Here is a 23,447-nt window from a genome sequence, read left to right on the forward strand (position 1 = left end):
GCGTGGGGGCCCCCCCACCCCGGGGCCGGGGGGGGGGGCCCCGGTGGGGGGGGTTCTCCCGCTCATTTTGTCCCCGGCGCCCGCCGCCCCCCGGGGCTCCCCCCGCAACCCGACAGCCACGGCGCACGCAGGCGCGGGCCATGCCCGGCCCGGGACGCTTCCCGAACCGGCTTGGCATCGCCCGCCCCTGCGGACCTCTGTTTCAGCGCTGTACCTTTGACTGTACGCACCGGGCGGCTTCGTCTCCCCCCGATTGTCAGTAGCCTGATCCCTCCCCTGCTTTGGGGGAGGGTTTTTTGCAGACTCCCGGCAGCCTGCGTCGTCCCGACCGCACCCTGCCCTGTCACTCCTGCAACCTGCATGCCAAACCTGCCGTCCGGCACTGGCACGGCGCATGCATCAACGAAGTCCTCAAGACCCAGCGGCGCAGGCCGCTATTTTCGTTGACGACGGGCGGCCGCAGCGCGGCGCCCGGATTACCAGGAGAAACGACGTGGCAGACTTTGGATACGGTGGCATCGGCTCGGGCCTGGACATCTCCAGCATCGTCAGCCAGCTGGTCGCGGCCGACCGCAAGCCCGCCGACAATGCGCTGAACCTGCAGCAGTCCAAGACCAAGATGCAGCTGTCGTCGATCGGCACCGTCACCGCGGCCTTCGACAAGCTGAAGACCGCACTCACGGCACTGAAGGCCACCACGGCCTTCGACACCCGCACGGTCACCGCCAGCAAGGGCGGCAGCGGCGGTACCGACGAGATCCTGACGGCCAGCGTGGCGCTGTATGACGTCGGCACCACCAAGGCGGCAGCGTCCAATGGCACGCACATCATCGACGTCAAGTCGCTGGCGACCGCACACAAGCTGATCGCCGACACCTCCGTGCCCAAGACCGATACGTTCGCCGCCGGAACCTTGACGTTGACCGTCGGCGTCGGCGACAAGGCCAAGACCATGAACGTGGAGGTCGAGGAAGGCGACACGCTGACCACGATCCGCAACAAGATCGACGCCGCCGGCCGCAAGGAAGGCGTGCAGGCCACCCTGATCAGCTCCGGCGACAACCAGTACCTGTCGATCGCACAGGAAAAGACCGGCGCGGCAAACGCGATCAAGCTCGAATACGCCGGCAGCGACCCGAAGTTGGGAGCGCTGGTCGGCAGCCTGAAGCAGAACACCGCGGCCGCCGATGCCAAACTGACCATCGACGGCGTTGAAGTGGTGAGCGCCAGCAACACCGTGGCCGACGCCGTGCCAGGCCTGACCCTGAACCTGAAGAAGGAAGGACAGAGCACGGTCACGATCAGCACCGACACGGCCGCGGCGACCAAGGTGATGCAGGATTTCGTGACCGCGTACAACGCGGCCATCGCCGCCATCAACACCGAAACCAAGTACGACGCCAAGACCAAGGAAGCGGCAGCCCTCACCGGCGACGCACAGATGCGCGGCGCCGCCAGCCAGCTGCGCTCGGTGATGTCGGGCGTGCTCAAGTCGTTGTCCGGCGATGGCCTGGACGCCAAGGCCATCGGCCTGCAGACCCGTGGCTACCCCAATGCCGATGGCAGCCTGGTGCTTGATACCACCAAGTTCGCTGCCGCGCTTGCCAGCCAGCCGGAGAAGATCCGCCAGGCAATCACCGGCGATGCCGGCGGTGCGGGCCAGCTGTACTCGCTGGTCGACGGCTACGTGAGCACGACGGTCGGCAAGGAGGGGGCGTTCGTTGCCCGCACCAAGGGCCTGAACAACACCCTGGACAGCATCGACAAGCGCCGCAAGGACCTGGATACACGCATGGTCGGCGTGGAGGCACGGTACAAGAAGCAGTTCCTCGCACTGGACAGCCTGATGGGCAAGCTGCAGCAGAGCAGTTCGGCGCTGCAGCAGCAGCTGGCGCAGTTGAACGGTTGACGGACGCGCGCGGCACTCAAGTTTGGCGCCGAACGCACCGATAACGGACGCAACAGCAATCATCGCGGTACTGCCGGCAGCGATCGTCACGATCCTGCTGCAGCACCCAGCGCAAGGAGAATCACGAATGTACGGTTCCAGCCGTCAGTACGCCGAGCAGTACCGCCAGGTGGGTGTGACCAGTGCGGTCACCGATGCCGATCCGCACAAGCTGGTGGCCCTGTTGCTGGCGGGCGCGCTGGAGCGCGTGCGGCGCGCGCTGGCCAGCCTCGAGCGCGGCGACCATGCCGGCAAGGGCAAGGCGATCGGCGAGGTCTGCGCCATCGTCGGCCACCTCAACGGCTCGCTGGACCATGAGGCCGGCGGCGAGATTGCCGGCAATCTTTCGTCCCTCTACGACTACGTGCTGCAGCGCCTGACCGAGGCCAACCTGCACAACGACCGCGCCGCCCTGGACGAATCGCTGCAGCTGCTGGGCGAGATCGACAGCGCCTGGAACGCAATTCCGCACGAGCAGCGCCGTACGGCAGCGGTGGCACCATGAGCCTGCAGGCACTGCATGCGCAGCTGGATGCTTTCGAGAAGGCGCTGGGTGAAGATGCCTTCGACACCGCCGACAGCCTGCTCGAAGGCCATGACAGCAAGCTGCACGCGCTGTTGAGCCAACCGCTGGCGGCCGCCGACCATGCGCCCCTGACCGCGCTGTTCGAACGCCAGCAGAACCTGCTCACCCTGCTGCGCCACCGCCGCGACGCGGTGGCCGTGCAGCTGCACGATGGACGGCGCTCCCTTCGCGCCGCGCACGCCTACCTGCAGGCAGAATCGCTGGCATGACCCTCCTGCCGACCACGTCGCTGCATCACCCGGCCGAAAGCGAGCTGTTCGACGAGACGCTCAGCTGCGAACTGGCGCTGCCGGTCGAGTTCCAGGCCGGCAACGCGGCGGGACGTACCAGCAGCGCCGAAGGCCTGCTGCGCAGCCTGGCGCTGGTCGAAGACAGCCGTGTCGATGAACACGACGAACGCAGCGAGGCCAGCCTTCCGCTGCAGCGGCTGGAAGCCAAGCTGGATCTGGCCATGGTGCTGCTGGGCCGACTCGTGCGCCAGCAGGGCCCGGCATTGACCCTGCGCCCGGTGCGCTGGTCGCGGCGCGGCATCCGCCTGCAGCTGGGGCCCCGCAGTGGCGCGGCGCCGGGCCAGGCCGGCGTGGTCCGTGTGCAGCCCAGCGACTGGCTGCCCGACCATATCGATCTGCCGGTGGAAGTGGTTGCCGAGGCCGCCGATGGCAGCGGAGGCCACTATCTCTGGCTGCGTTTCCATCGCCTCGGCGACGGGCTGGAAATGGCCATGGAGCGGCATCTGTTCCGCCTGCACAGACGTCAGGTGGCCGAAGCAAGGCGGGCGCGCTGAACCCTGGCACGCCCGCCCGCAACGGACGACGCTTGGCTCGCCCGTTCAGCTAAGTTAAGGTGGACTCCCCTCCCGGACCTCCAGCGTGCCTGTGCGAGTTCTCATCGTCGACGATCACACCCTGGTCCGCGCCGGCCTGGCGCGGCTGCTGCAGGGGTTTGCCGACGTGCAGCTCGTGGCCGAGGCCAGCAACGCCGAGCAGGCGCTGCAACTGGCGCTGCAGCACGCGCCGGACGTGGTGCTGATGGATCTGTCCCTGCCCGGACGCACCGGCCTGGAAGCACTCAGCGACATCCGCATGCGCGCACCCGGCACGCGGGTGGTGATGATGACCATGCACGATGATGCCGCCCACGTGCGCGACGCACTCGATCGCGGTGCCGTCGGCTTCGTGGTCAAGGATGCCGCTCCGCAGGAACTGGAACTGGCGCTGCGCGCTGCACACGCGGGCCAGGTGTTCCTGAGCCCGCAGATCTCGGCGAAGATGCTGGCGCCGATGCTGGGCCGCGAGAAGCCCACCGGCATCGCCGCGCTGTCACCCCGCCAGCGCGAGATCCTGCGCCGCATCGGCAAAGGCGAAAGCAACAAGGAAATCGCCGCCGATCTCGGCATCAGCGTCAAGACCGTGGAAACCCACCGCGCGCGCATGATGGAATCGCTGGGGTGCCGCCGCGCCAACGACCTGCTGCTGCTCGCCGCCCGCCACCAGCACGAGCTGGAGTGACCACGTCACCCGGATGACGGGTTCCCGTCACCCCCACAGGCACTGACGGAATCCCGTACACGCCGGCACGACGCCCCGACCGCGTACGCAACAGGGAATCAAGGACTTGCGACCGGGGAACGTCAACATCCCGCGCACATGTCAGGAAAACCCCTACACGCTGTCGGGTAATTCACTAACCACCTCAGGAACCCCCTGATTCCGGACCCGCCGGATCAGAAGCAAGATGCGTTCCACAAGGCGTCGGGGAGCGACGCCGGGGAACCACGATGAAGGCTGCACTCTCGGCCCAGCTGGGCCAACAACTTCACCTCACCCCGCAGCTGCTGCAGTCGATCCGGCTGCTGCAGCTGGACGGACTGCATCTGGAACAGGAAATCCAGCGCCTGCTCGACTCCAACCCGATGCTGGAGATCGAGGATGCCGAAGCACCTGCACCCGAACCCGGCGACGCCGGCGCCACCACGCTGGAAACCGCGGCGTTCGACGAGCTGCCGGAGTCCTCGATGTGGGACGTTGCCGGCGCCAGCTGGCAGGACGGCGACGACGACCGGATGGCACGCATCGCGGCGGGCGAATCGAGTGATCCGCAGCTGCGCGTGCTGCAGCGGCTGGCACTGGACCTGGACGACCGCGAGCTGGCGGTCGCCGCCTTCTGGCTCGAGCATTGCGATGACGCCGGCTATCTGCAGGCACCGCTGGCACAGCTGCAACTGCTGGCCAGCGCCCAGTTCGACATCGCCGCCGATGGTGTCGAAGCGGTCCGCCAGCGCCTGCTGCATGGCGAGCCCGCCGGCATGGCCGCGCGGGACCTTCGCGAAAGCCTGCAGGCCCAGCTGCGCAGCCTGGACGGCGTGGTTCCCGCGCGGCATCTGGCCACCCGCATCCTTGCGGGCGCGCTCGAGCCGCTGGCCGCGCACGACTACCCCGCCCTCGCCCGCCTGCATGACGCCGAGATCGGTGACGTGCGCGAAGCAGTGCGACTGATCCTCTCGCTGCAACCCCGCCCGGGTGACAACCTGCTGCCGGAACGTAACGCCGTGGTGGTACCGGACGTGGTCGCCTGGCACGCCGACGGCCAGTGGAAAGTGGCCCTGAATCCGGCGACCAGCCGCCGCGTATCGATCAACACGCAGTACGAACAGGCGCTGGCCGACAGCAACGAGGCTGCACCGGCGCTGCGCGAGATGCTGCAGGAAGCGCGCTGGTTCAGCCGTGGCCTGTCGATGCGCTATGACACCCTGCTGCGTACCGCGCGGGTGATCGTCGAGCGCCAGGCTGCGTTCCTGGTCCGGGGCGAGGAAGCGATGGCGCCGCTGACCCTGAAGGAAGTGGCCGAGGAGATCGGCATGCACGAGTCCACCGTCTCGCGCATCACCACCGGCAAGTACCTGCAGACCCCGCGTGGCACCTTCGAGCTGAAGCACTTCTTCGCGGTGCGCCTGGAAGGCGCCAGCGTCTCCGGCCAAGCGGTGAAGGCCATGGTGCGCCGCCTGATCGATGCCGAGCCGGCCGGTCGGCCGCTGGCCGATGAGGCCATCGCCGCCCTGCTTTCGCGCCAGGGGGTGAACATTGCCCGCCGAACCGTCGCAAAATACCGAGAACAACTGGATATCGCCCCGGCCCGCGAACGGCGCCGGCTCAGCGCCAGGCAACCGCAGCTGGCCCGGGTGGGCTGAAAAGGATGTTGGACATGAACACGCTCACGGTCCTGCTGGTCGACGACCACGAAGGTTTCATCAACGCAGCGATGCGCCATTTCCGCAAGATCGACTGGCTGCAGATCGTCGGCAGTGCCGGCAACGGCCTGGAAGCGATCGAGCGCTCGGAGACCCTGCGCCCGCAGGTGGTGCTGATGGACCTGGCGATGCCGGAAATGGGCGGCCTGCAGGCGACACGCCTGATCAAGTCGCAGGATGACGCCCCGTACATCGTCATCGCCAGCCACTTCGATGACGCCGAGCACCGCGAGCATGCACTGCGCGCCGGCGCCGACAATTTCGTCAGCAAGCTGTCCTACATCCAGGAAGTGATGCCGATCCTGGAAGGCCTCAGGGAGGATCGATCGTGAGCGAGTCGCGCATCCTGGTGCTGGACAACGACGCCGTGCGTGCCGAACGCACCGTTGCCCTGCTGGAATTCATGGACTTCAATCCGCGCTGGGTTTCCGACGCGGCAGACTTCGACCTGGGGCGGCAGCGCCAGAGCGACTGGATGGCGGTGATCGTCGGCAGCCTCGACGACAGCGCCGCCAGCACCGCCCTCTACGCATGGCTGGGTGGCAGCAGCCTGCCGCCGCCGGTGCTGCTGGCCGATGGCGAGGCCAGTGCCTTCGCCCACCGCCACGGCCTGCATGAAGCCAACATCTGGCCGCTGGAGACGCCGCTGCGCCATGCGCAGATGGAAGCCCTGCTGCGCCGTGCCAGCCTCAAGCGCCTGGATGCCGAGCACCAGGCGGGCGCGGTGCAGGAGCAGGGACCCACCGGCAATGGTGCCGCTGTGAGCGCGCTGCGCACGATGATCGACCAGGTCGCGGCATTCGACACCACCGTACTGGTGCTGGGCGAGTCGGGCACCGGCAAGGAAGTGGTCTCGCGCGCCATCCACCAGCGCTCGCCGCGCCGTGACGGACCGTTCGTGGCGATCAACTGTGGCGCCATTCCAGCCGACCTGCTCGAGAGCGAACTGTTCGGCCACGAGAAGGGTGCCTTTACCGGCGCGCTGACCGCGCGCAAGGGCCGCTTCGAAATGGCGGAGGGCGGCACCCTGCTGCTGGATGAGATCGGCGACATGAGCCTGCCGATGCAGGTCAAGCTGCTGCGCGTGCTGCAGGAGCGCAGCTTCGAGCGTGTCGGCGGCAACCAGACCATCCGCTGCAACGTGCGGGTGATCGCAGCGACCCACCGCGATCTGGAGAGCCGGATCGCCGACGGCAAGTTCCGCGAAGACCTGTTCTACCGCCTCAATGTGTTCCCGATCGACGTGCCGGCCCTGCGCGAACGGCGCGAGGATCTGCCGGCACTGGTGGAAACCATTGCCGCGCAGCTGGCGCGCACCGGCCGCGGCGAAGTCCGTTTCACTGCCGAAGCCCTGCAGGCGCTGGCGGGCTACGAATGGCCAGGCAACGTACGCGAGCTGACCAATCTGGTCGAACGCCTGGCGGTGCTGCATCCGGGTGGTTCGGTCCGCGTGCAGGACCTTCCCGCGCGCTACCGGGGCGACGCCCTGCTGGCCCCCGTCAGCACCCCGGCAGCGGTACCGGCAGCACCCAGCGAAGAGCGATTGGACCTGCGCAGCTTCTCCTTCCACACCCCCGGCAGCGGCGGCCAGCCGTCGCTGGAGCACGGCATCGCGGTCAACCGCGCTGCGGCTGCCACGGCCCTGCCCGACGACGGCCTGGACCTGCGCAACCACATGGCCAGCATCGAGCTGGGCCTGATCAATGAAGCGCTGGAGCGGACGCAGGGGGTGGTCGCCCACGCCGCGCAGCTGCTGGGCCTGCGCCGCACCACTTTGGTGGAAAAACTGCGCAAGTACGGCATCGAACGCGAGCAGGCCGAACTGGCCAGCTGAGCGTGATCGCCAGCATGAAGGGGGCACGGACGCCTGGGCTTGCCCGGGCGTTTGTGTATCCGGCGGCCGCCGGCAAGGCCAAAAAACCGACGCCGGTTCACTGACACCGGCAGATGACGACAGCGTATCGGCACGCCAGCTCGCCCTTCCTCCGCCGAACGCAAACTTCCGTCACGTTTCTGAACCACTCAGGCGTTCCGGCACGGCACTTGCAGTGATCCCTGCAGATTCCCCATCCCTGTTCCTGGAACCGTTGCAGATGTCCCACTCCGTCACTTCGATCCTTTCGCAGATCCGCACCTACCAGTCCCAGATGGGACAGCCGGTGCTCAATCCGCTGGCTGAAGCGCCGCGCAGCAATGCCCTTCCTGGTGCGGTGCTGGATGCGCCGCAGGTGCAGCCGGCCAGCTTCACCGAGACCCTGCGCGGTGCGATTGCCGGCGTCAACAATGCGCAGCAGACGTCCGGCGCGCTGGCCAAGGCGTTCGAGATGGGCGAACCCGGCGCCGACCTGGCCAAGGTGATGGTCGCCTCGCAGCAATCCCAGATCGCCTTCCGCGCCACCGTGGAAGTCCGCAACCGTCTCGTCCAGGCCTACCAGGACGTGATGAACATGCCGCTGTAAGGAACTTGACGCATGGCACTGACGCTTTCCAAGGACAGCCTGAACGCCGAGAAGGCGGGGCAATGGTTCGACCGCCTGCAGAGCCTGCAGATCACCCGTCGGCTGGGGCTGATGGCGATGATCGCAGTGGCGGTGGCGGCGGGCCTGTTCGTGTTCTTCTGGTCGCAGAAGCCCGGCATGGTTCCGCTGTATACCGGCCTGGACCAGAAGGCCACCGCTGAAGCGACCGACCTGCTGCGTGCAGCGCAGATCCCGTTTGCCCTGGACCCGGCAACCGGTGGCATCACCGTGCCGGAGAAGAACCTGCATGACGCCCGCCTGAAGCTGGCCGGCTCCGGCCTGACCGACAGCGGCAAGCTGGGTTTCGAGCTGATGGAGCGCGACCCGGGCTTTGGTGTCAGCCAGTTCGTGGAAAGCGCGCGCTACCAGCACGCGCTGGAGACCGAACTGTCGCGCACCATCAACACGCTGCGACCGGTGCGTGATTCACGCGTACACCTGGCCATCCCCAAGCCCAGCGCCTTCACCCGCCAGCGCGACGTCGCCAGTGCTTCGGTAACCCTGGAACTGCGCGGTGGCCAGCAGCTGGAACGCAGCCAGGTGGATGCGATCGTGCACATGGTCGCCGCCAGCATTCCGGACCTGTCGCCGGAACGGGTGACCGTAGTCGACCAGAGCGGGCGCATGCTCAGCATCAGCGACCCGAACAGCGAGGCGGCGGTCAACGCCGCCCAGTTCGAGCAGGTCCGCCGGCAGGAGACCTCCTTCAACCAGCGCATCCGCGAGCTGCTGGAACCGATGACCGGCCCGGGCCGCGTCAATCCGGAAGTCAGCGTGGACATGGACTTCTCGGTCACCGAGGAAGCGCGTGAGCTGTACAACGGCGAGCCGGCCAAGTTGCGCAGCGAACAGATGAGCGAGAACACCACCAGCACGCCCGGACCGCAGGGCGTGCCTGGCGCAACCAGCAACACGCCGCCGGGCCAGGCTGCGCCGCCGCAGACCGCGCAAACGCCGAGCGAAAGCAGCAAGAACGCCACGCGCAACTACGAGCTGGACCGCACGCTGCAGCACACCCGCCAGCCGGCCGGCCGCATCAAGCGCGTGTCGGTGGCGGTGCTGGTGGACAACGTGCCGCGCCCCGGCGCCAATGGCGCACTTACCCCGCAGCCGCTGTCGGCCGCCGAACTGACCCGCGTCGAGGCGCTGGTCAAGCAGGCCGTCGGCTTCAGCGCCGAACGCGGCGATACGGTCTCGGTGATGAATGCCCCATTCGTGCGCGAGACCACACCGGTGGAAGGCCCGGCCTGGTGGGAACTGCCGTGGGTGCACGATGCCGGCCGCATGCTGCTGGGGGCCGTGGTGGTGCTGGCGCTGCTGTTCGGCGTACTGCGTCCGGCGCTGCGTGCCATCACCGGCCAGGCGAAGAAGCACGACCCGCTGGCACTGGAACCGCATACCGCTGACGTGCAGCTGGTCGATGACGATGGCAGCCCGCTGCCGGCCCTGGGTGCCGAACGCGCTGGCCTGGGTGGACCGGAGGCACTGGCCCTGCCGGTGGACTCCTACGAGGAACGACTGCGGATGGCCCGTGAAGCCGTGAAGACCGACTCCAAGCGCGTGGCCCAGGTGGTCAAGGGTTGGGTGGCCAATGACTGAGGTACCGTTGACCGGAGTGCAGCGCGCCGCCGTGCTGCTGCTGTCGCTGGGTGAACTGGACGCGGCCGAAGTGCTGCGTCACATGGAACCCAAGGAAGTCCAGAAGATCGGCATCGCGATGGCCACCATGTCCGACATCACCCGCGAACAGGTGGAACGGGTGATGGACCAGTTCGGCCAGGAGCTGGGCTCCAAGACCTCGCTGGGCGTGGGGTCGGACGACTACATCCGCAACATGCTGGTGCAGGCACTGGGCAGCGAAAAGGCCGGCAACCTGATAGATCGCATCCTGCTGGGCCGCAACACCACCGGCCTGGATGCGCTGAAGTGGATGGATCCGCGTGCGGTCGCCGACCTGGTCCGCAACGAGCACCCGCAGATCATCGCCATCGTCATGGCCCACCTGGAAACCGACCAGGCCGCCGATGCGCTGAAACTGCTGCCCGACCGCACCCGCGTGGACGTGCTGCTGCGCATCGCCACCCTCGATGGCATTCCGCCGAACGCACTCAATGAACTCAACGAGATCATGGAGCGCCAGTTCGCCGGCAACCAGAACCTGAAGTCATCCAACATCGGCGGCGTGCAGTGCGCGGCCAACATCCTCAACTTCATGGACAGCGGCCAGGACCAGGCGATCCTGGGCGAGATCGCACGCATCGACGCGCCGTTGAGTGGCCGCATCCAGGACCTGATGTTCGTGTTCGACGACCTGGTGGATCTGGACGACCGAGAGATGCAGCTGGTGCTGCGCGAAGTCAGCGGCGAGCGGCTGGGACTGGCCCTGCGCGGCGCCGACATCAAGGTCCGCGACAAGATCACCCGCAACATGTCCCAGCGTGCCGCCGAGATCCTGCTGGAGGACATGGAGGCCCGTGGGCCGGTGCGTCTGTCCGACGTGGAAGGCGCGCAGCGCGAGATCCTGGCCATCGTCAAGCGCATGGCCGATGAAGGCACCATCACCATCGGCGGCAGCGCGGAGGCCATGCTGTGAGCACCGTCGTGCGCTGGCTCGCCCCTGACCTGCTGGCCCAGCCGGAACCCGTGCTGGAACAGGAGGACGCGTCCGGGCATGCCGGGCCGGACCCGGAGCACGAGCCGGAACCGCCGCTGCAGTTGCCGACCCTGGAAGAGATACAGGCCATCCAGGACAGTGCCGAGAAGGAAGGCTTCCAGCACGGCCATGCGGAGGGCTATGGCCAGGGCCAGGCCGAGGTGCGCCGGCTTGCCGCGCAGATCGAGGGCATCCTGGACAACTTCAGCCGCCCGCTGGTCCGCCTGGAGAACGAGGTGGTCGGTGCGCTGGGAGAGCTGGCGGTCCGCATCGCCGGTGCCCTGGTCGGTCGCGCCTACGAGGCCGAACCGGCGCTGCTGGCACAGCTGGTCGGCGAAGCCATCGATGCGGTCGGCGGCAGCACGCGCGAAGTGGAAGTGCGCCTGCACCCGGACGACATCGCTGCCCTCGCCCCCTTGCTCACCCTGCCACCGCAGCAGCGGCTGGTTGCCGACACCAGCCTCAGCCGCGGCGACCTGCGCGTGCATGCCGAGGCCGTGCGCATCGACGGCACTCTCGAAGCCCGCCTGCGTGGCGCGCTGGACGCAGTGATCCGCCAGACCGGAGCGAACGCATGACGGCCGAAACGCCACTGCCGCCACCTGCGGCAGACTGGGCCCTGGCCCGCAATCTGCGCTTGGCCCGTCGCCTGGACGGGCTGCGCGTGGACACCGCACACGGCCGTGGCCTGATCCGCGAAGGCGTGCTGCGCCGCGCGGTCGGGCTGACCCTGGAAGCGGTCGGCTGCGAAGCACCGCTGGGGGCCAGCTGCAAGGTCGAAGTGGTCGACGGTGGCTGGGTGGATGCCGAAGTGGTCGGCTTCGCCGGTGAGCGCACCTACCTGATGCCCAGCGCCGAACTGCATGGCCTGTTGCCCAACGCGCGGGTCGTGCCGTCGGCACGGCGCGGCGGCGTGGAAGTGGGCGAAGGCCTGCTCGGCCGGGTGATCGACAGCGATGGCGTGCCGCTGGACGGCAAGGGCCCGATCCGTGCCGAAGGCCACGTCGGCATGGCCGGTGTGTCGATCAATCCACTCGCGCGCGAGCCGATCACCCAGCCACTGGATGTGGGCGTGCGCGCCATCAACGCACTGCTGCCGATCGGCCGTGGCCAGCGTGTCGGCCTGTTCGCCGGCTCCGGCGTCGGCAAATCGACACTGCTGGGCATGATGACCCGCTACACCGCTGCCGACGTCATCGTGGTCGGGCTGATCGGCGAACGCGGCCGCGAAGTGCGCGATTTCGTCGAAACCACGCTGGGCGAGGAAGGCCTGCGCCGCGCGGTGGTGGTCGCCAGCCCGGCCGACCGGCCACCGCTGGCGCGCCTGCATGGCGCCTACCGTGCAACCGCCATTGCCGAATGGTTCCGCGACCAGGGCCTGAACGTCCTGCTGCTGATGGACTCGCTGACCCGCTTCGCGCAGGCACAGCGCGAGATCGGCTTGTCCGTGGGCGAACCGCCGACCACGCGCGGCTACCCGCCGTCGGTGTTCGCCAAGCTGCCCGCGCTGGTCGAGCGCGCCGGCAACGGCGCCAAGGGGCGCGGCTCCATCACCGCGTTCTACACCGTACTGACCGAAGGCGACGATCCGCAGGATCCGATCGCAGACGCCGCACGCGCGATCCTCGACGGCCACATCCTGCTGTCGCGCCGGGTCGCGGACAGCGGCCTGTACCCGGCCATCGACGTGGAATCGTCCGTCAGCCGCGTGGTCACGGAAATCGCCGACGAACCGTGGCGCCTGCGCATCCGCAAGCTCAAGCGCCTGGTGTCGGCCTACTCGGCCAACCGCGACCTGATCGCCATCGGCGCCTACCAGCGCGGCAACGACGCAGCCACCGACGAAGCACTGGAACGCTGGCCGGAAATCATGGAATTCCTGGGACAGGACGTGGCCAAGGCCGCGGATCTCCCGCACAGCCAGGCGGCGCTGCAGCGCCTGGTGGAAAACGGGGTGTAAGCGATGAACCAGTCCAAGCGTATCGACCCTCTGCTGAGGCGGGCACAGGAACATGAAGATGCGGTCGCCCGCGACCTGGCCGAGCGCCAGCGCCTTCTCGACACTCACCTGTCGCGTCTGGACGAACTGCGACGTTATGCCGAGGAGTACGCCAACGCACAGATGGCCGCGACCAGTCCCGCCCAGCTGTTGAACCGGCGTGCGTTCCTTGACCGCCTCGACAGTGCGGTGGAGCAACAGCAGCGCACCGTCGACGGCAACCGCGAGAAGGTCGAAGCCGAACGCGCGCGCCTGATCTTGGCCAGCCGCGACAAGGCGGTGCTGGAGCAGCTGGCCGCCAGCTATCGCGCACAGGAAAAGGTGGTGACAGACCGCCGTGACCAGCGCGAGATGGATGACATCGGCGCGCGCCGCTCCCGCCTGGCGCAGGCCGAGGACCAGGACGGCGCAGACACCGGAGTCCGTTCGTGACGCCCGCCGCGCTTTCCGGCAGCAGCACGACGGCCACTCCGCCCGGCGTGGGCAGCAGCCCGTCGCGCACGGCACGCAGCGAAGGCGGCAAGGACTTCGGTCAGCTGCTGCAGGGCGGTGCGCCCGTCCCGCCCGCGGACAGCCCCGCGCCGACCGGCGTTGCGGCCACCGGCAGCGATGACGCCGCCAGCGTGCGGCCCCCCGCCAGCGAGCAGGCTACGGGCGAGGCCGCTGCGCCACCGGCCGGCAAGGCTGCGACCGACCAGGACGCGACGACGGAAACCGACGAAGCGCCCTGGCCTCCATTTGGACTGGCCGGGCTGGTGCTGGCCACCCCACTGCCCGCCGACCCTGCGGCCAGCGTCCCACCGTCCGCAACGGGCACAGCGCCTCCGGCCCTGGCGGCGACCACCGCCCCCCCATCGCCGGTTGCCGCGTCGCCTGCCGCCGTGGTGCAGTCACCCGCCCCGGGCGTCGATGGCGAAGACGGCGCACTGCCCCTGCCCGCTCTGCCGATGGGCGACGCCGCGCTGGAGCGCAGCGCTGACACCGACAGCGCGTTGCAGGGTGATCGTGCCCCGCCTGCGCCCCTGCAGGCGCCCCTGCCCGCCGCACTGCAGGATCTTAAGGCGGCGCTGTCCAGCAACGCGGTCTTCAACGGTGAACCGACGCCGAAGCCGGTGCTTGGCGACGACGGTTTCGACCAGGCCATCGGCGCCCGCCTGGGCTGGCTGGCCGACCAGAAGATCGGTCACGCCCACATCCGACTGAGCCCGGACGATCTGGGGCCGGTGGACGTACGCCTGCAGCTCAACGGTGACAAGGTCCACGCCAGTTTCAGCAGCCCGCACGTGGATGTCCGCCAGGCGCTGGAAAGCAGCCTGCCACGCCTGCGAGAACTGCTGGGCGAACAAGGCTTCCAGCTGGCCCACGCCGATGTCGGCCATCAGCCGGGCGGCGGTGGCGCACCTGCCGGCCAGGCCGGGCAGGAGGCAGGTCGGGGTGACGGAGAACCGACGCGGGGTGATGCCAGCCTGCCGGCCACCCCGTTGATCCGCCAGCGTGGCCTGCTGGACGCATACGCCTGACGTGCGCGACCGACGCAGGCCCTGCCGACGGATTTCCGTCGCACCCTGTTCCCGGTGCATCGGCACACCCCTTGCATATCCCGGTGAAGCAACCCTCAGGAGCTTCACCTCGTGGCCGCAGCCGCTGACAAAACCAAGAAGAACGTCGAAAAGGACAAGGCCCGCACGCCGCGCAGTCCGATCCTGATCACCGCGCTGGTGGCCGTACTGGCTGCCGCTGCCGCCGGTGGCGGCGTGTGGTTCTTCACCCAGTCCACGCAGGAAGAAGAGACCAGCCAGGCGCCGAAGAAGAAGAACGCCACGCCGGCACCGGCGCAGTACTTCGCGCTGGAGCCCGCGTTCGTGGTCAACCTCAATGGTCCCATCGACGGCCCGCGCTACCTGCAGCTGGAAGTGCAGCTGATGACCCGTGATCCGGCCGCGCTGGAGGCGATCAAGACCCACGCCCCGGCCCTGCGTGCACGACTGCTGATGCTGTTCTCGCAGGTCGAGCCGGCACAGATCGCCGATATCGCCGGCAAGAAGAAGCTGCAGGCCGATTCGCTGGCCGAGGTGCAGAAGGTGCTCAAGGCCGAGACCGGCAGCAATGGTGCCGACGATCTGCTGTTCACCAGCTTCGTGACCCAGTAAGGGCCCACCGATGAATGATCTGCTGTCCCAGGACGAGATCGATGCCCTGCTCCACGGCGTGGACAGCGGCGCGGTCGAGACCGACCCGGAGCCGCCCTCCGGCGAAGCCCGTTCATACGACTTCGCCAGCCAGGACCGCATCATCCGCGGCCGCATGCCGACGCTGGAAATGGTCCACGAGCGCTTTGCACGCCTGTGGCGCATCGGCCTGTTCAACCTGATCCGGCGCTCGGCCGAACTGTCGGTGCGCGGCATCGAGCTGATCAAGTTCAACGACTACATGCATTCGCTGTATGTGCCGACCAACCTGAACCTGATCCGTTTCAAGCCACTGCGCGGCACCGGCCTGATCGTGTTCGAGCCGACCCTGGTGTTCGCCATCGTCGACAACTTCTTCGGCGGCGACGGGCGCTACCCCACCCGGATCGAAGGCCGCGAGTTCACCGCCACCGAGATGCGCGTGATCCATCTGCTGCTGAAGCAGACCTTCGCCGACCTGCGCGAAGCGTGGGCACCGGTGATGGACGTGGAATTCGAGTACATCAACTCGGAGATCAACCCGCACTTCGCCAACATCGTGACCCCGCGCGAATACGTGGTGGTGTGCCGCCTGCATGTCGAGCTCGACGGCGGTGGCGGCGACATCCACGTCACCCTGCCGTACTCGATGCTCGAACCGATCCGGGAGCTGCTCGATGCCGGCATCCAGAGCGATCGCAACGACCGCGACGAAAGCTGGGGCCAGACCCTGCGCGAGCAGCTCAACATCGCCGAAGTGACCCTGTCCAGCGTGCTGGCCAGCAAGCGCATGACCCTGCGTGACCTGACCCGGTTGAAGGTCGGCGACATCCTGCCGATCGAGCTGAGCCCGCAGGTGCCGCTGTGCGTGGAGAACATCCCGGTGTTCACCGGCGAATTCGGCATCGCCAACGGCATGAATGCCGTGAAGATCACTGCTACCCATCCGCCGGGCACCCGCCCGCGCGTACCCGTCATCCAGGAAGACCCGCAATGAACGATACCGACGCCCTCGAACCGACTCCGGCCCAGTTCGGCACCCTGCACGCCGACGAGGCCTCCGGGGTCGATCTGAATCTGGACGTGATCCTCGACGTGCCGGTGACCCTGTCGCTGGAGGTCGGCCGCGCCCGCCTGCCGATCCGCAACCTGCTGCAGCTCAACCAGGGTTCGGTGGTGGAGCTGGAGCGTGGCGCCGGCGAATCGCTTGACGTGTTCGTCAACGGCACCCTGATCGCGCATGGCGAGGTCGTGGTGATCAATGACCGCTTCGGCGTGCGCCTGACCGATGTGGTCAGCCCGAGCGAACGCATCCGGAGACTGCGTTGAGCCTGCTGGCGTCCACCCTGCTGGGCGTCGGCAAGGCCGCCGCCCCGGTCGGCCAGCACGCGGCCTCGGCACCGGGCCTGTTCGGCGCGGTGCTGGCGCTGCTGGCCGTGCTGGCCCTGGTGGTCGGCCTGGGCTGGCTGCTCAAGCGCCTGCCCGGCAGCGGCTTCCGCCCGGCCGACGGCATGAAGCTGGTGGCCAGCCTCAGCGTCGGCGCCAAGGAACGCGTCGTGGTGGTGGAGGTCAACGGCCAACAACTGCTGCTGGGCGTCACCGCCGGCAGCATCAACGCCCTGCACACCCTTTCCGAACCGCTGCCGCCGCCCGCGCCGGTGCGCGTGCCGGACCTGAAGAACCTGCCGAATTTCGCCCAGCTGCTGCAGCAGCGGCTGCGCAAGGACCCCTGACATGCGTGTCATCCGTACCCGTCCAGCTACCCTGATCGCGTGGCTGCTGCTGATTGCCCTGTGCCTGCTGCCCGCGCTCGCCTTTGCCGCGCCGGGCGCTGCTCCGACCACGCCACTGCCGGATGTCAACGTGGGCAGGATCGGTGGCCAGCCGGTCAGCCTGCCGCTGCAGACACTGCTGCTGATGACGGCGATCACTCTGATCCCGTCGATGCTGCTGGTGCTGACCTCGTTCACCCGCATCATCATCGTGCTGGGCCTGCTGCGGCAGGCACTGGGCACCGGCCAGACCCCGTCCAACCAGGTGCTGCTGGGCCTGGCCCTGTTCCTCACCGCGATGGTGATGATGCCGACCTGGGACAAGGCGTGGAGCAGCGGAATGGCGCCCTACCTCAACGGCCAGATCGACTTCCAGACCGCGTGGACACTGACCACCCAGCCGCTGCGCGGCTTCATGCTGGCGCAGATCCGCGAGACCGACCTGATGACCTTCGCCGGCATCGCCGGGCACGGCACCTACGCCAGCCCGGATGCGATCCCGTTCCCGGTCCTGGTCGCCTCGTTCGTGACCAGCGAACTGAAGACCGCCTTCGAGATCGGTTTCCTGATCTTCATCCCGTTCGTGATCATCGATCTGGTCGTGGCCAGCGTGCTGATGTCGATGGGCATGATGATGCTGTCGCCGATGCTGGTCTCGGCACCATTCAAGATCCTGCTGTTCGTGCTCGTCGACGGCTGGGTGCTGACGGTGGGAACGCTGGCGGCCAGCTTCAATCCGGCGTGACCCGGACCGGCGTGATTGCAGGGGCCGCCAGCCATTGCCGGCGGCCGCATTGACCACCGCCGGGCAGGACCCGGCGCTACCGATGGAAAGACGATGTCTCCCGAACTTGCCCTGACCGAACTGCGTGGCGGCCTGATTGCCGTACTGTGGGTGGCTGGCCCGCTGCTGCTGACCGTACTGGTGGTAGGTGTGGTGGTCGGTGTCGTGCAGGCCGCGACCCAGCTCAATGAGCCCACCATCGCCTTCGTCGCCAAGGCGGCAGCGTTGACCGCCGTGCTGTTCGCCCTGGGCAGCCTGCTGATCGGCCATCTGGTCGAATACACCACGCTGCTGTTCCAGCGCATTCCGCACCTGATCGGCTAGGACGCGCACCGCGATGGATGCCGCCACCCAGATGGTTGCCGACGGCCTGCAGGCCTTCGGCATGATCGGCACCGTGCTGTGGACGATGCTGCGCATCGGCGCGGTAGCCATGGCCATGCCCATGGTCGGCACCCGTGCGGTGCCGGCGCGGATCCGCGTGGTACTGGCCGGTACCCTCGCCATCGCGCTCGCCCCGCTGCTGCCGCCCGTGCCGGAGTGGACCGGCTTCGATGCGGCCACCGTGCTGACCATCGCCCGTGAGCTGGCCATCGGCGTGGCCATCGGCTTCCTGCTGCGGCTGGTGTTCGAAGCTGGCGCGATGGCCGGCGAACTGGTGGCACAGGGCACCGGCCTGGCGTTCGCGCAGATGAGCGACCCCCTGCGCGGCGGCACCTCCGGCGTGATCGGGCAGTGGTTCTACCTGTTGTTCGGCCTGCTGTTCTTCACCGCGAACGGCCACCTCGCGCTGATCTCGCTGGTCGTGGACAGCTACCGGGCACTGCCGATCGGTGCGCCGCTGCCCGATCCGCACGCGTTCTTCAGCATCGCCCCGACGTTCCTGCTTACCGTGCTGCGCGGTGCGTTGACACTGGCCATTCCGTTGACGGTGGCGATGCTGGCGGTGAACCTGGCGTTCGGCGTGCTCGCCCGTGCGGCACCTGCGCTCAATCCGATCCAGCTCGGCCTGCCGGTGTCGCTGCTGCTGGGCCTGTTCCTGCTGGTCCTGCTGGCCGGCGAAATGGGGCCCCCGGTGCAACGACTGTTCGATGCGGCGTTCCAGGCTGCGGACGCGGTCACACACTGACGCTTCCATCACGCTTTGCTGCTTGCCGTCCCCCCGGGGACGCGCGTTAGAGTGAATACGCGGCAACCGGGGGGATGCCGCACCTGGCGGCCGCTTCTGGCTGCCTGCCACATGCATGCCCCACCGTAGTTTCCGTCGACAGGCAGGTCCGGGAGACTGACGAATGCTGGTAGGCACGTACAACGCATGGCTGGTGGCAGTCTCGCTGTTGGTGGCCGTGATGGCTTCCTACACGGCATTGGCGATGGCCGGACGCACGGTCACGGCACCCGGCAGGGGCGCGACCTGGTGGTGGCGGCTCGGTGGCGGCTTCGCGATGGGCCTGGGCATCTGGTCGATGCACTTCATCGGCATGCTGGCCTTCGACCTGCCCATTCCGCTGGGCTACGACCTGCCGATCACCCTGCTGTCGCTCGCCCTGGCCATCGCCTCGTCGGTGTTCGCGCTCTGGCTGGTCTCGCTGCCCACCCTGCCACATCCCCGCCTGGCAGGGGGCGCCTTGCTGATGGGCACCGGCATCGCCGGCATGCATTACGTCGGCATGGCCGCGATGCGCATGCAACCCGGCATCGACTACCACACGGGCTGGCTGCTGCTGTCGCTGCTGGTTGCGGTCGCTGCATCCTGGACCGCCCTCTACGTCGCCTTCCGCCTGCGCGCGCAGCGCACCCGGGTCGGTGACCGGCTGGCCGCCGCCGGCCTGCTCGGTCTGGCCATCGTGGGCATGCACTACACCGGCATGGCCGCCGCACGCTTTCCACAGGGCAGCATCTGCGGCGCTGCGGTGGGCGATGGCCTGCAGAGCACCTGGCTGGCGATGCTGGTGGTGGTGCTGACCGTCGCGATCCTGGCGGTGGTGCTGGTGGTGTCCTGGCTGGACCAGCGGGTGGAAGCGCAGCTGCTGCGCCTTCGCAACGCGATGCTGAGCACCTCGCTGACGGATGCGCAGGAGGAATTGACCCAGGCCGCGCTGCACGACCCCTTGACCCGCCTTCCGAACCGGCTGCTGCTGCAACGGCGCATCGTGCAGTCACTGGCCGAAGCCGAACAGGGCGGCAGCCGCTTCGCGGTGATGTTCATGGACCTGGATGGCTTCAAGCAGGTCAACGATGCCTATGGCCACCAGGCCGGCGATGCCCTGCTGGTGGCCGTCGCCGAGCGCACCCGCCAGCTGCTGCGGCCGAACGACCTGCTGGCGCGGCTGGGCGGCGACGAGTTCGTGCTGGTGGTGCGCATCGACCATGACGAGGACCTGCCGACCCTGGCCCGGCGCATCCTGCAGGCGGTGGGAAGCGGCCCGCTGCTGCCCGACAACGAACTGCAGGTGACTGCCAGCATCGGCATCGCCATCTGCCCCGACCACGCCGCCAGCGAACGCCAGCTGATGGCCTTCGCCGACGCTGCGATGTACCAGGCCAAGGAATCCGGCCGAAACTCCTTTGTCCTGTTCGCGGATTGGATGAACGACAGCGCCGAACAGCAGTTCCGCCTGCTGGCCGACCTGCGCCGGGCGATCGGCAGCGAACAGCTGTTCCTGCACTACCAGCCGAAGATCCGCGTGGCCACCCAGAAGGTCGCCGGCGCCGAGGCGCTGATCCGCTGGCGTCATCCGGAACAGGGCCTGATTCCACCGGATCGCTTCATCCGCCTGGCCGAGCGCAGCGGCGCGATCAACGAGATCGGCCGCTGGGCGCTGGACCAGGCGTGCCTGCAACTGCGGCACTGGCACGACGCCGGCCACGAGGGCTGGTCGATATCGGTCAACCTGTCGCCGGTCCAGTTCAGCTCGCCGCACCTGCTGCGCGATGTGCGCGACGTGATCGAGCGGCATCGCATCACGCCGCGCAACCTGGTGCTGGAGATCACCGAAAGCACCGTGATGCGCGACACCGACACCAGTTTGCGGCTGCTGCAGGCATTGTCTGTGCTGGGGGTCGGCATCTCCATCGACGATTTCGGCACCGGCTATTCCAGTCTGCTGTACCTCAAGCGCCTGCCGGCCACCGAGATCAAGATCGACCACGCCTTCGTGCGCGATCTCGAACACAGCGCGGAGGACGTGGTGATCGTATCGGCGATCGTGGCGCTGGGCCATGCACTGGACATGGACATTGTTGCCGAGGGCGTGGAAACGGCTGCCCAGCGTGCCTACCTTGAGCGGCTGGGGTGCGATTACCTGCAGGGCTACCTGCTCGGCCGCCCGGTCGATGCGGGCCGTTTCATGCAACTGCACGACCTGCCGCGGCCACGGGTGGAGCTGGCGCAGACCCCGCTCCCACCGGCCCCGCCGGGGTAACGTCGGACTCTCCGCGGCGGGCGGTCACCCACCGTATGATGACCACGCGCCCGCCATTGCAAGGAACACCCCGTGACCTTACGCGCTCTTCTTGCTGGCCTGCTGCTGGCGCTCACCTGCACCCGCGTGGCCGCCAGCGATCTGCGGTGGTCGCTGCCCCGCGATGCGCCGCCAGCACAGGTGGATACGGCACTGCAGGCGCTGGGTACGGAGCTGTTGCAGTCGGCAACGCTGACCGATGCACAGCGCTGCCATGCGCTGCTGGCCACGGGTCGCTACGCCGAGGCACGCGCCATGATCGAGAAGCTGCGCGCGACGCTGGCCGCTGCCGGCGATGGCGCGGCGGCCCAGCGCTGGATGCCGATGCTGCTGGCAAGCACTGGCGCGCGGGATGCGGAAGCGTATTCGCGCGCCTTCCATTCGGCCTTTGCTGGCCTGGATGATGTTGCCGCCGTGCAGGCCGATGCAGCGCTTGCCGTGCCTCCCGCTGCGGTACAGGCGCAGCTGACGCAGGCGCTTGCGGCACAGGCCGATGCCGCCACCGTGCCGCAGTCAGCCGCGCTGGAGCTGGTGCGCCTGCAGGCTGTGTTGCGCGCGCAGACCCTGGCTGCGGCACTCGCCCCTGCACTGCTTGACGCAGAACAGCAACGCCGCTTCGTGATCGACAGCGGATTGCGTATCCCCGTGGCCGAAGGGGTGGTGCTGTCCGCACAGCTGGCACGGCCCCGCAGCGCGTCCGCGCCGCTGCCGACGGCCATGCTGTTCACCATCTACACCGACCCGCCCAAGAACCGTCTGAAGATGCTGCTGGCCGCAGCCCACGGCTACGCCGGCATCGTGGTCGACGCACGCGGAAAAGGTCAGGGTACCGGCACCATCGCCCCCTACGAACACGACGGGGTGGACGCCAATGCCGCGATCGACTGGGTCAGCCGCCAGCCCTGGAGCGACGGTCGGGTCGCCATGTATGGCGGCAGCTATGAAGGATTCACCGCATGGGCGGCAGCGCGCCATCACCATCCGGCACTGAAGACCATCGTGCCCTACGTGGCTGCCATTCCGGGCCAGGGCCTGCCGATGGAGAACAACGTATTCCTCAGCGCCAACTACGGCTGGGCCTTCTACGTGGCCAATGGCCCGATGCTGGATACCGACACCTATGGGCAGCAGGACCGGTGGTCACAGCTGCCCGGCCGCTGGTATGCCTCCGGCCGGCCGTACCGGCAGATCGACCAGATCGACGGCACCCCCAATCGCTGGCTGCAGCGCTGGCTCGCCCACCCGGCCTATGATGGTTACTGGCAGGCCATGGTGCCGTACGCCGAAGACTTCAGGGACATCCGCATTCCGGTGCTGACCATTACCGGCTACTACGACGACGGCCAGATTTCCGCGTTGCAGTACTTCACCGATCACATGCGCTACCGGCCGGACGCCGATCATGTCCTGCTGATCGGGCCGTATGACCACGGCGGTGCGCAGGCCGCCAGCAAGCCGATGCAGCTGCGCGGCTACACGGTGGACCCGGTCGCGCAGTTCGATACGCCTGCGCTGACCTTCCAGTGGCTGGACCACGTACTTCGCGGTGCCCCGCGCCCGGCGCTTCTGGCCGACCAGGTCAACTTCCAGCTGATGGGCAGCAACACCTGGGGGCATGCAGCCACCCTTGATGCCGCTGCGGGCGGCCACCGCACGTACTACCTGTCGGCAGCCGCTGAGGGCGACCATCACCCGTTGCAGGAACAGCGGCCAACGCCGGGAACACTGCGGCAGACGGTGGACCTCGCTGACCGCACGGAGGTCCGGCATGGCTACTATCCGTTCCCGATCGTGGCCGCCGGGGACGAGCCGGACACGGCACTGACCTTCCTCTCCGAGCCCTTCCCAGCACCGATGGACCTGATCGGACGCTTCTCGGGCGATCTGAAGGTCCGCATCAACAAGCGCGACATGGACTTCACGGTCACCCTGTACGAGCTGCTGCCCGATGGGCGCCGGATGCAGCTGTCCTACTACGTCGGCCGGGCCAGCCACGTACGCGACCCGACCACGCGGCAGCTGCTGGTGCCGGGGCGATGGACCGACCTGCCCTTCGATCGCACCCGCATGGTCGCCCGCCGTGTGGGCGCGGGCAGCCGGCTGCTGGTGAAGGTGGACGTGCTCAAGGACGCCATGCACCAGGTGAACCACGGCACCGGACGCGATGTCAGCGACGAGTCAGCCGCCGATGCCGGTGAGCCCCTGCAGGTGGACTGGCACAGCGACAGCACGCTGAGCATCCCGCTGCGGCCGGCCCTGCCCGGCTAGCGTCGGGCGTTGCCCCGGCGGTGAACCACGCGCCGCGGA

24 protein-coding genes are annotated in these 23,447 nt (G+C 68.1%); all 24 read left to right on the forward strand.

The genetic code is table 11. The annotated features are described in order from the left end of the window. Positions 1-493: 493 nt before the first annotated feature. The 24 genes from fliD to ACVOMM_RS12645 all read left to right on the forward strand — a co-directional run bounded on the left by fliD (position 494) and on the right by ACVOMM_RS12645 (position 23,408). Positions 494-1,909, forward strand: a complete 1,416-nt coding sequence (gene fliD / locus ACVOMM_RS12530) for a flagellar filament capping protein FliD (protein WP_053519585.1) — start codon at positions 494-496, stop codon at positions 1,907-1,909. Positions 1,910-2,036: 127 nt separating this feature from the next. Beyond that, positions 2,037-2,453 (forward strand): flagellar export chaperone FliS, encoded by a 417-nt coding sequence (fliS, locus tag ACVOMM_RS12535; RefSeq protein WP_053519586.1) that lies wholly within the window; start codon positions 2,037-2,039, stop codon positions 2,451-2,453. Beyond that, positions 2,450-2,743 (forward strand): hypothetical protein, encoded by a 294-nt coding sequence (locus ACVOMM_RS12540; RefSeq protein ID WP_111186089.1) that lies wholly within the window; start codon positions 2,450-2,452, stop codon positions 2,741-2,743. The genes fliS and ACVOMM_RS12540 overlap by 4 nt, the downstream gene beginning before the upstream one ends. Continuing rightward, positions 2,740-3,318, forward strand: coding sequence for a PilZ domain-containing protein (locus tag ACVOMM_RS12545; protein ID WP_053519588.1), 579 nt, complete (start codon positions 2,740-2,742; stop codon positions 3,316-3,318). Before ACVOMM_RS12540 ends, ACVOMM_RS12545 begins: the two co-directional genes overlap by 4 nt. A 91-nt stretch (positions 3,319-3,409) precedes the next feature. Then, a complete protein-coding gene (locus tag ACVOMM_RS12550; RefSeq protein ID WP_053519589.1) occupies positions 3,410-4,042 on the forward strand; it encodes a response regulator in 633 nt (210 codons plus the stop codon). A 269-nt stretch (positions 4,043-4,311) separates the two neighbouring features. Continuing rightward, positions 4,312-5,721 (forward strand): RNA polymerase factor sigma-54, encoded by a 1,410-nt coding sequence (gene rpoN, locus ACVOMM_RS12555; protein ID WP_053519590.1) that lies wholly within the window; start codon positions 4,312-4,314, stop codon positions 5,719-5,721. A gap of 14 nt (positions 5,722-5,735) precedes the next feature. Next, positions 5,736-6,113 carry a response regulator gene (locus ACVOMM_RS12560; RefSeq protein WP_053519591.1) on the forward strand — a complete coding sequence of 126 codons (378 nt, stop codon included), beginning with the start codon at positions 5,736-5,738 and terminating at the stop codon, positions 6,111-6,113. Beyond that, positions 6,110-7,615, forward strand: a complete 1,506-nt coding sequence (locus ACVOMM_RS12565) for a sigma-54 dependent transcriptional regulator (protein WP_053519592.1) — start codon at positions 6,110-6,112, stop codon at positions 7,613-7,615. The genes ACVOMM_RS12560 and ACVOMM_RS12565 overlap by 4 nt, the downstream gene beginning before the upstream one ends. Before the next feature lie 259 nt (positions 7,616-7,874). Further along, the gene (gene fliE / locus ACVOMM_RS12570) at positions 7,875-8,240 is read left to right on the forward strand and encodes a flagellar hook-basal body complex protein FliE (RefSeq protein WP_053519593.1); all 366 of its coding nucleotides are present in this window, start codon (positions 7,875-7,877) and stop codon (positions 8,238-8,240) included. A gap of 12 nt (positions 8,241-8,252) precedes the next feature. Continuing rightward, positions 8,253-9,899: a flagellar basal-body MS-ring/collar protein FliF gene (fliF, locus tag ACVOMM_RS12575; protein WP_053519594.1), complete on the forward strand. Its 1,647-nt coding sequence runs from the start codon at positions 8,253-8,255 to the stop codon at positions 9,897-9,899. Positions 9,900-9,906: 7 nt separating this feature from the next. Continuing rightward, positions 9,907-10,893: a flagellar motor switch protein FliG gene (fliG, locus tag ACVOMM_RS12580; protein ID WP_053519595.1), complete on the forward strand. Its 987-nt coding sequence runs from the start codon at positions 9,907-9,909 to the stop codon at positions 10,891-10,893. Further along, complete coding sequence (locus ACVOMM_RS12585; RefSeq protein WP_053519596.1) at positions 10,890-11,531, forward strand: FliH/SctL family protein; 642 nt, start codon at positions 10,890-10,892, stop codon at positions 11,529-11,531. The genes fliG and ACVOMM_RS12585 overlap by 4 nt, the downstream gene beginning before the upstream one ends. Then, positions 11,528-12,913 carry a FliI/YscN family ATPase gene (locus tag ACVOMM_RS12590; RefSeq protein ID WP_481526316.1) on the forward strand — a complete coding sequence of 462 codons (1,386 nt, stop codon included), beginning with the start codon at positions 11,528-11,530 and terminating at the stop codon, positions 12,911-12,913. The genes ACVOMM_RS12585 and ACVOMM_RS12590 overlap by 4 nt, the downstream gene beginning before the upstream one ends. Before the next feature lie 3 nt (positions 12,914-12,916). After that, complete coding sequence (fliJ, locus tag ACVOMM_RS12595; protein ID WP_164153022.1) at positions 12,917-13,384, forward strand: flagellar export protein FliJ; 468 nt, start codon at positions 12,917-12,919, stop codon at positions 13,382-13,384. Then, entirely contained in the window at positions 13,381-14,472 is a 1,092-nt protein-coding gene (locus ACVOMM_RS12600; RefSeq protein ID WP_346480327.1) for a flagellar hook-length control protein FliK, read from the forward strand. The genes fliJ and ACVOMM_RS12600 overlap by 4 nt, the downstream gene beginning before the upstream one ends. A 111-nt stretch (positions 14,473-14,583) precedes the next feature. Further along, entirely contained in the window at positions 14,584-15,102 is a 519-nt protein-coding gene (locus tag ACVOMM_RS12605; protein WP_481526317.1) for a flagellar basal body-associated FliL family protein, read from the forward strand. 10 nt (positions 15,103-15,112) lie between these two features. Beyond that, the gene (gene fliM, locus ACVOMM_RS12610; protein WP_065176161.1) at positions 15,113-16,117 is read left to right on the forward strand and encodes a flagellar motor switch protein FliM; all 1,005 of its coding nucleotides are present in this window, start codon (positions 15,113-15,115) and stop codon (positions 16,115-16,117) included. After that, positions 16,114-16,449, forward strand: a complete 336-nt coding sequence (fliN, locus tag ACVOMM_RS12615; RefSeq protein WP_053519602.1) for a flagellar motor switch protein FliN — start codon at positions 16,114-16,116, stop codon at positions 16,447-16,449. The genes fliM and fliN overlap by 4 nt, the downstream gene beginning before the upstream one ends. Continuing rightward, on the forward strand, positions 16,446-16,853 hold the full coding sequence (gene fliO, locus ACVOMM_RS12620; RefSeq protein WP_053519603.1) for a flagellar biosynthetic protein FliO: 408 nt from the start codon (positions 16,446-16,448) through the stop codon (positions 16,851-16,853). The genes fliN and fliO overlap by 4 nt, the downstream gene beginning before the upstream one ends. Before the next feature lies 1 nt (position 16,854). Next, entirely contained in the window at positions 16,855-17,637 is a 783-nt protein-coding gene (gene fliP / locus ACVOMM_RS12625; protein WP_053519604.1) for a flagellar type III secretion system pore protein FliP, read from the forward strand. A 93-nt stretch (positions 17,638-17,730) separates the two neighbouring features. Next, the gene (locus ACVOMM_RS12630; RefSeq protein WP_053519605.1) at positions 17,731-18,000 is read left to right on the forward strand and encodes a flagellar biosynthetic protein FliQ; all 270 of its coding nucleotides are present in this window, start codon (positions 17,731-17,733) and stop codon (positions 17,998-18,000) included. A gap of 13 nt (positions 18,001-18,013) precedes the next feature. Continuing rightward, entirely contained in the window at positions 18,014-18,805 is a 792-nt protein-coding gene (gene fliR / locus ACVOMM_RS12635) for a flagellar biosynthetic protein FliR (protein ID WP_481526318.1), read from the forward strand. Positions 18,806-18,968: 163 nt separating this feature from the next. Then, positions 18,969-21,101, forward strand: coding sequence for a putative bifunctional diguanylate cyclase/phosphodiesterase (locus ACVOMM_RS12640; protein WP_481526319.1), 2,133 nt, complete (start codon positions 18,969-18,971; stop codon positions 21,099-21,101). A 72-nt stretch (positions 21,102-21,173) separates the two neighbouring features. Further along, a complete protein-coding gene (locus ACVOMM_RS12645) occupies positions 21,174-23,408 on the forward strand; it encodes a CocE/NonD family hydrolase (RefSeq protein ID WP_481526320.1) in 2,235 nt (744 codons plus the stop codon). The last annotated feature ends 39 nt before the right edge of the window (positions 23,409-23,447 follow it).

The organism is Stenotrophomonas sp. STEN009, from assembly GCF_056760395.1.

Coding starts and splice junctions, on each gene's coding strand:
- fliS (WP_053519586.1), top strand. CDS start 2,037: ATGTACGGTTCCAGCCGTCAGTACGCCGAGCAGTACCGCCAGGTGGGT.
- ACVOMM_RS12540 (WP_111186089.1), top strand. CDS start 2,450: ATGAGCCTGCAGGCACTGCATGCGCAGCTGGATGCTTTCGAGAAGGCG.
- ACVOMM_RS12545 (WP_053519588.1), top strand. CDS start 2,740: ATGACCCTCCTGCCGACCACGTCGCTGCATCACCCGGCCGAAAGCGAG.
- rpoN (WP_053519590.1), top strand. CDS start 4,312: ATGAAGGCTGCACTCTCGGCCCAGCTGGGCCAACAACTTCACCTCACC.
- ACVOMM_RS12560 (WP_053519591.1), top strand. CDS start 5,736: ATGAACACGCTCACGGTCCTGCTGGTCGACGACCACGAAGGTTTCATC.
- fliE (WP_053519593.1), top strand. CDS start 7,875: ATGTCCCACTCCGTCACTTCGATCCTTTCGCAGATCCGCACCTACCAG.
- fliF (WP_053519594.1), top strand. CDS start 8,253: ATGGCACTGACGCTTTCCAAGGACAGCCTGAACGCCGAGAAGGCGGGG.
- ACVOMM_RS12590 (WP_481526316.1), top strand. CDS start 11,528: ATGACGGCCGAAACGCCACTGCCGCCACCTGCGGCAGACTGGGCCCTG.
- fliJ (WP_164153022.1), top strand. CDS start 12,917: ATGAACCAGTCCAAGCGTATCGACCCTCTGCTGAGGCGGGCACAGGAA.
- fliM (WP_065176161.1), top strand. CDS start 15,113: ATGAATGATCTGCTGTCCCAGGACGAGATCGATGCCCTGCTCCACGGC.
- fliN (WP_053519602.1), top strand. CDS start 16,114: ATGAACGATACCGACGCCCTCGAACCGACTCCGGCCCAGTTCGGCACC.
- fliP (WP_053519604.1), top strand. CDS start 16,855: ATGCGTGTCATCCGTACCCGTCCAGCTACCCTGATCGCGTGGCTGCTG.
- ACVOMM_RS12630 (WP_053519605.1), top strand. CDS start 17,731: ATGTCTCCCGAACTTGCCCTGACCGAACTGCGTGGCGGCCTGATTGCC.
- fliR (WP_481526318.1), top strand. CDS start 18,014: ATGGATGCCGCCACCCAGATGGTTGCCGACGGCCTGCAGGCCTTCGGC.
- ACVOMM_RS12640 (WP_481526319.1), top strand. CDS start 18,969: ATGCTGGTAGGCACGTACAACGCATGGCTGGTGGCAGTCTCGCTGTTG.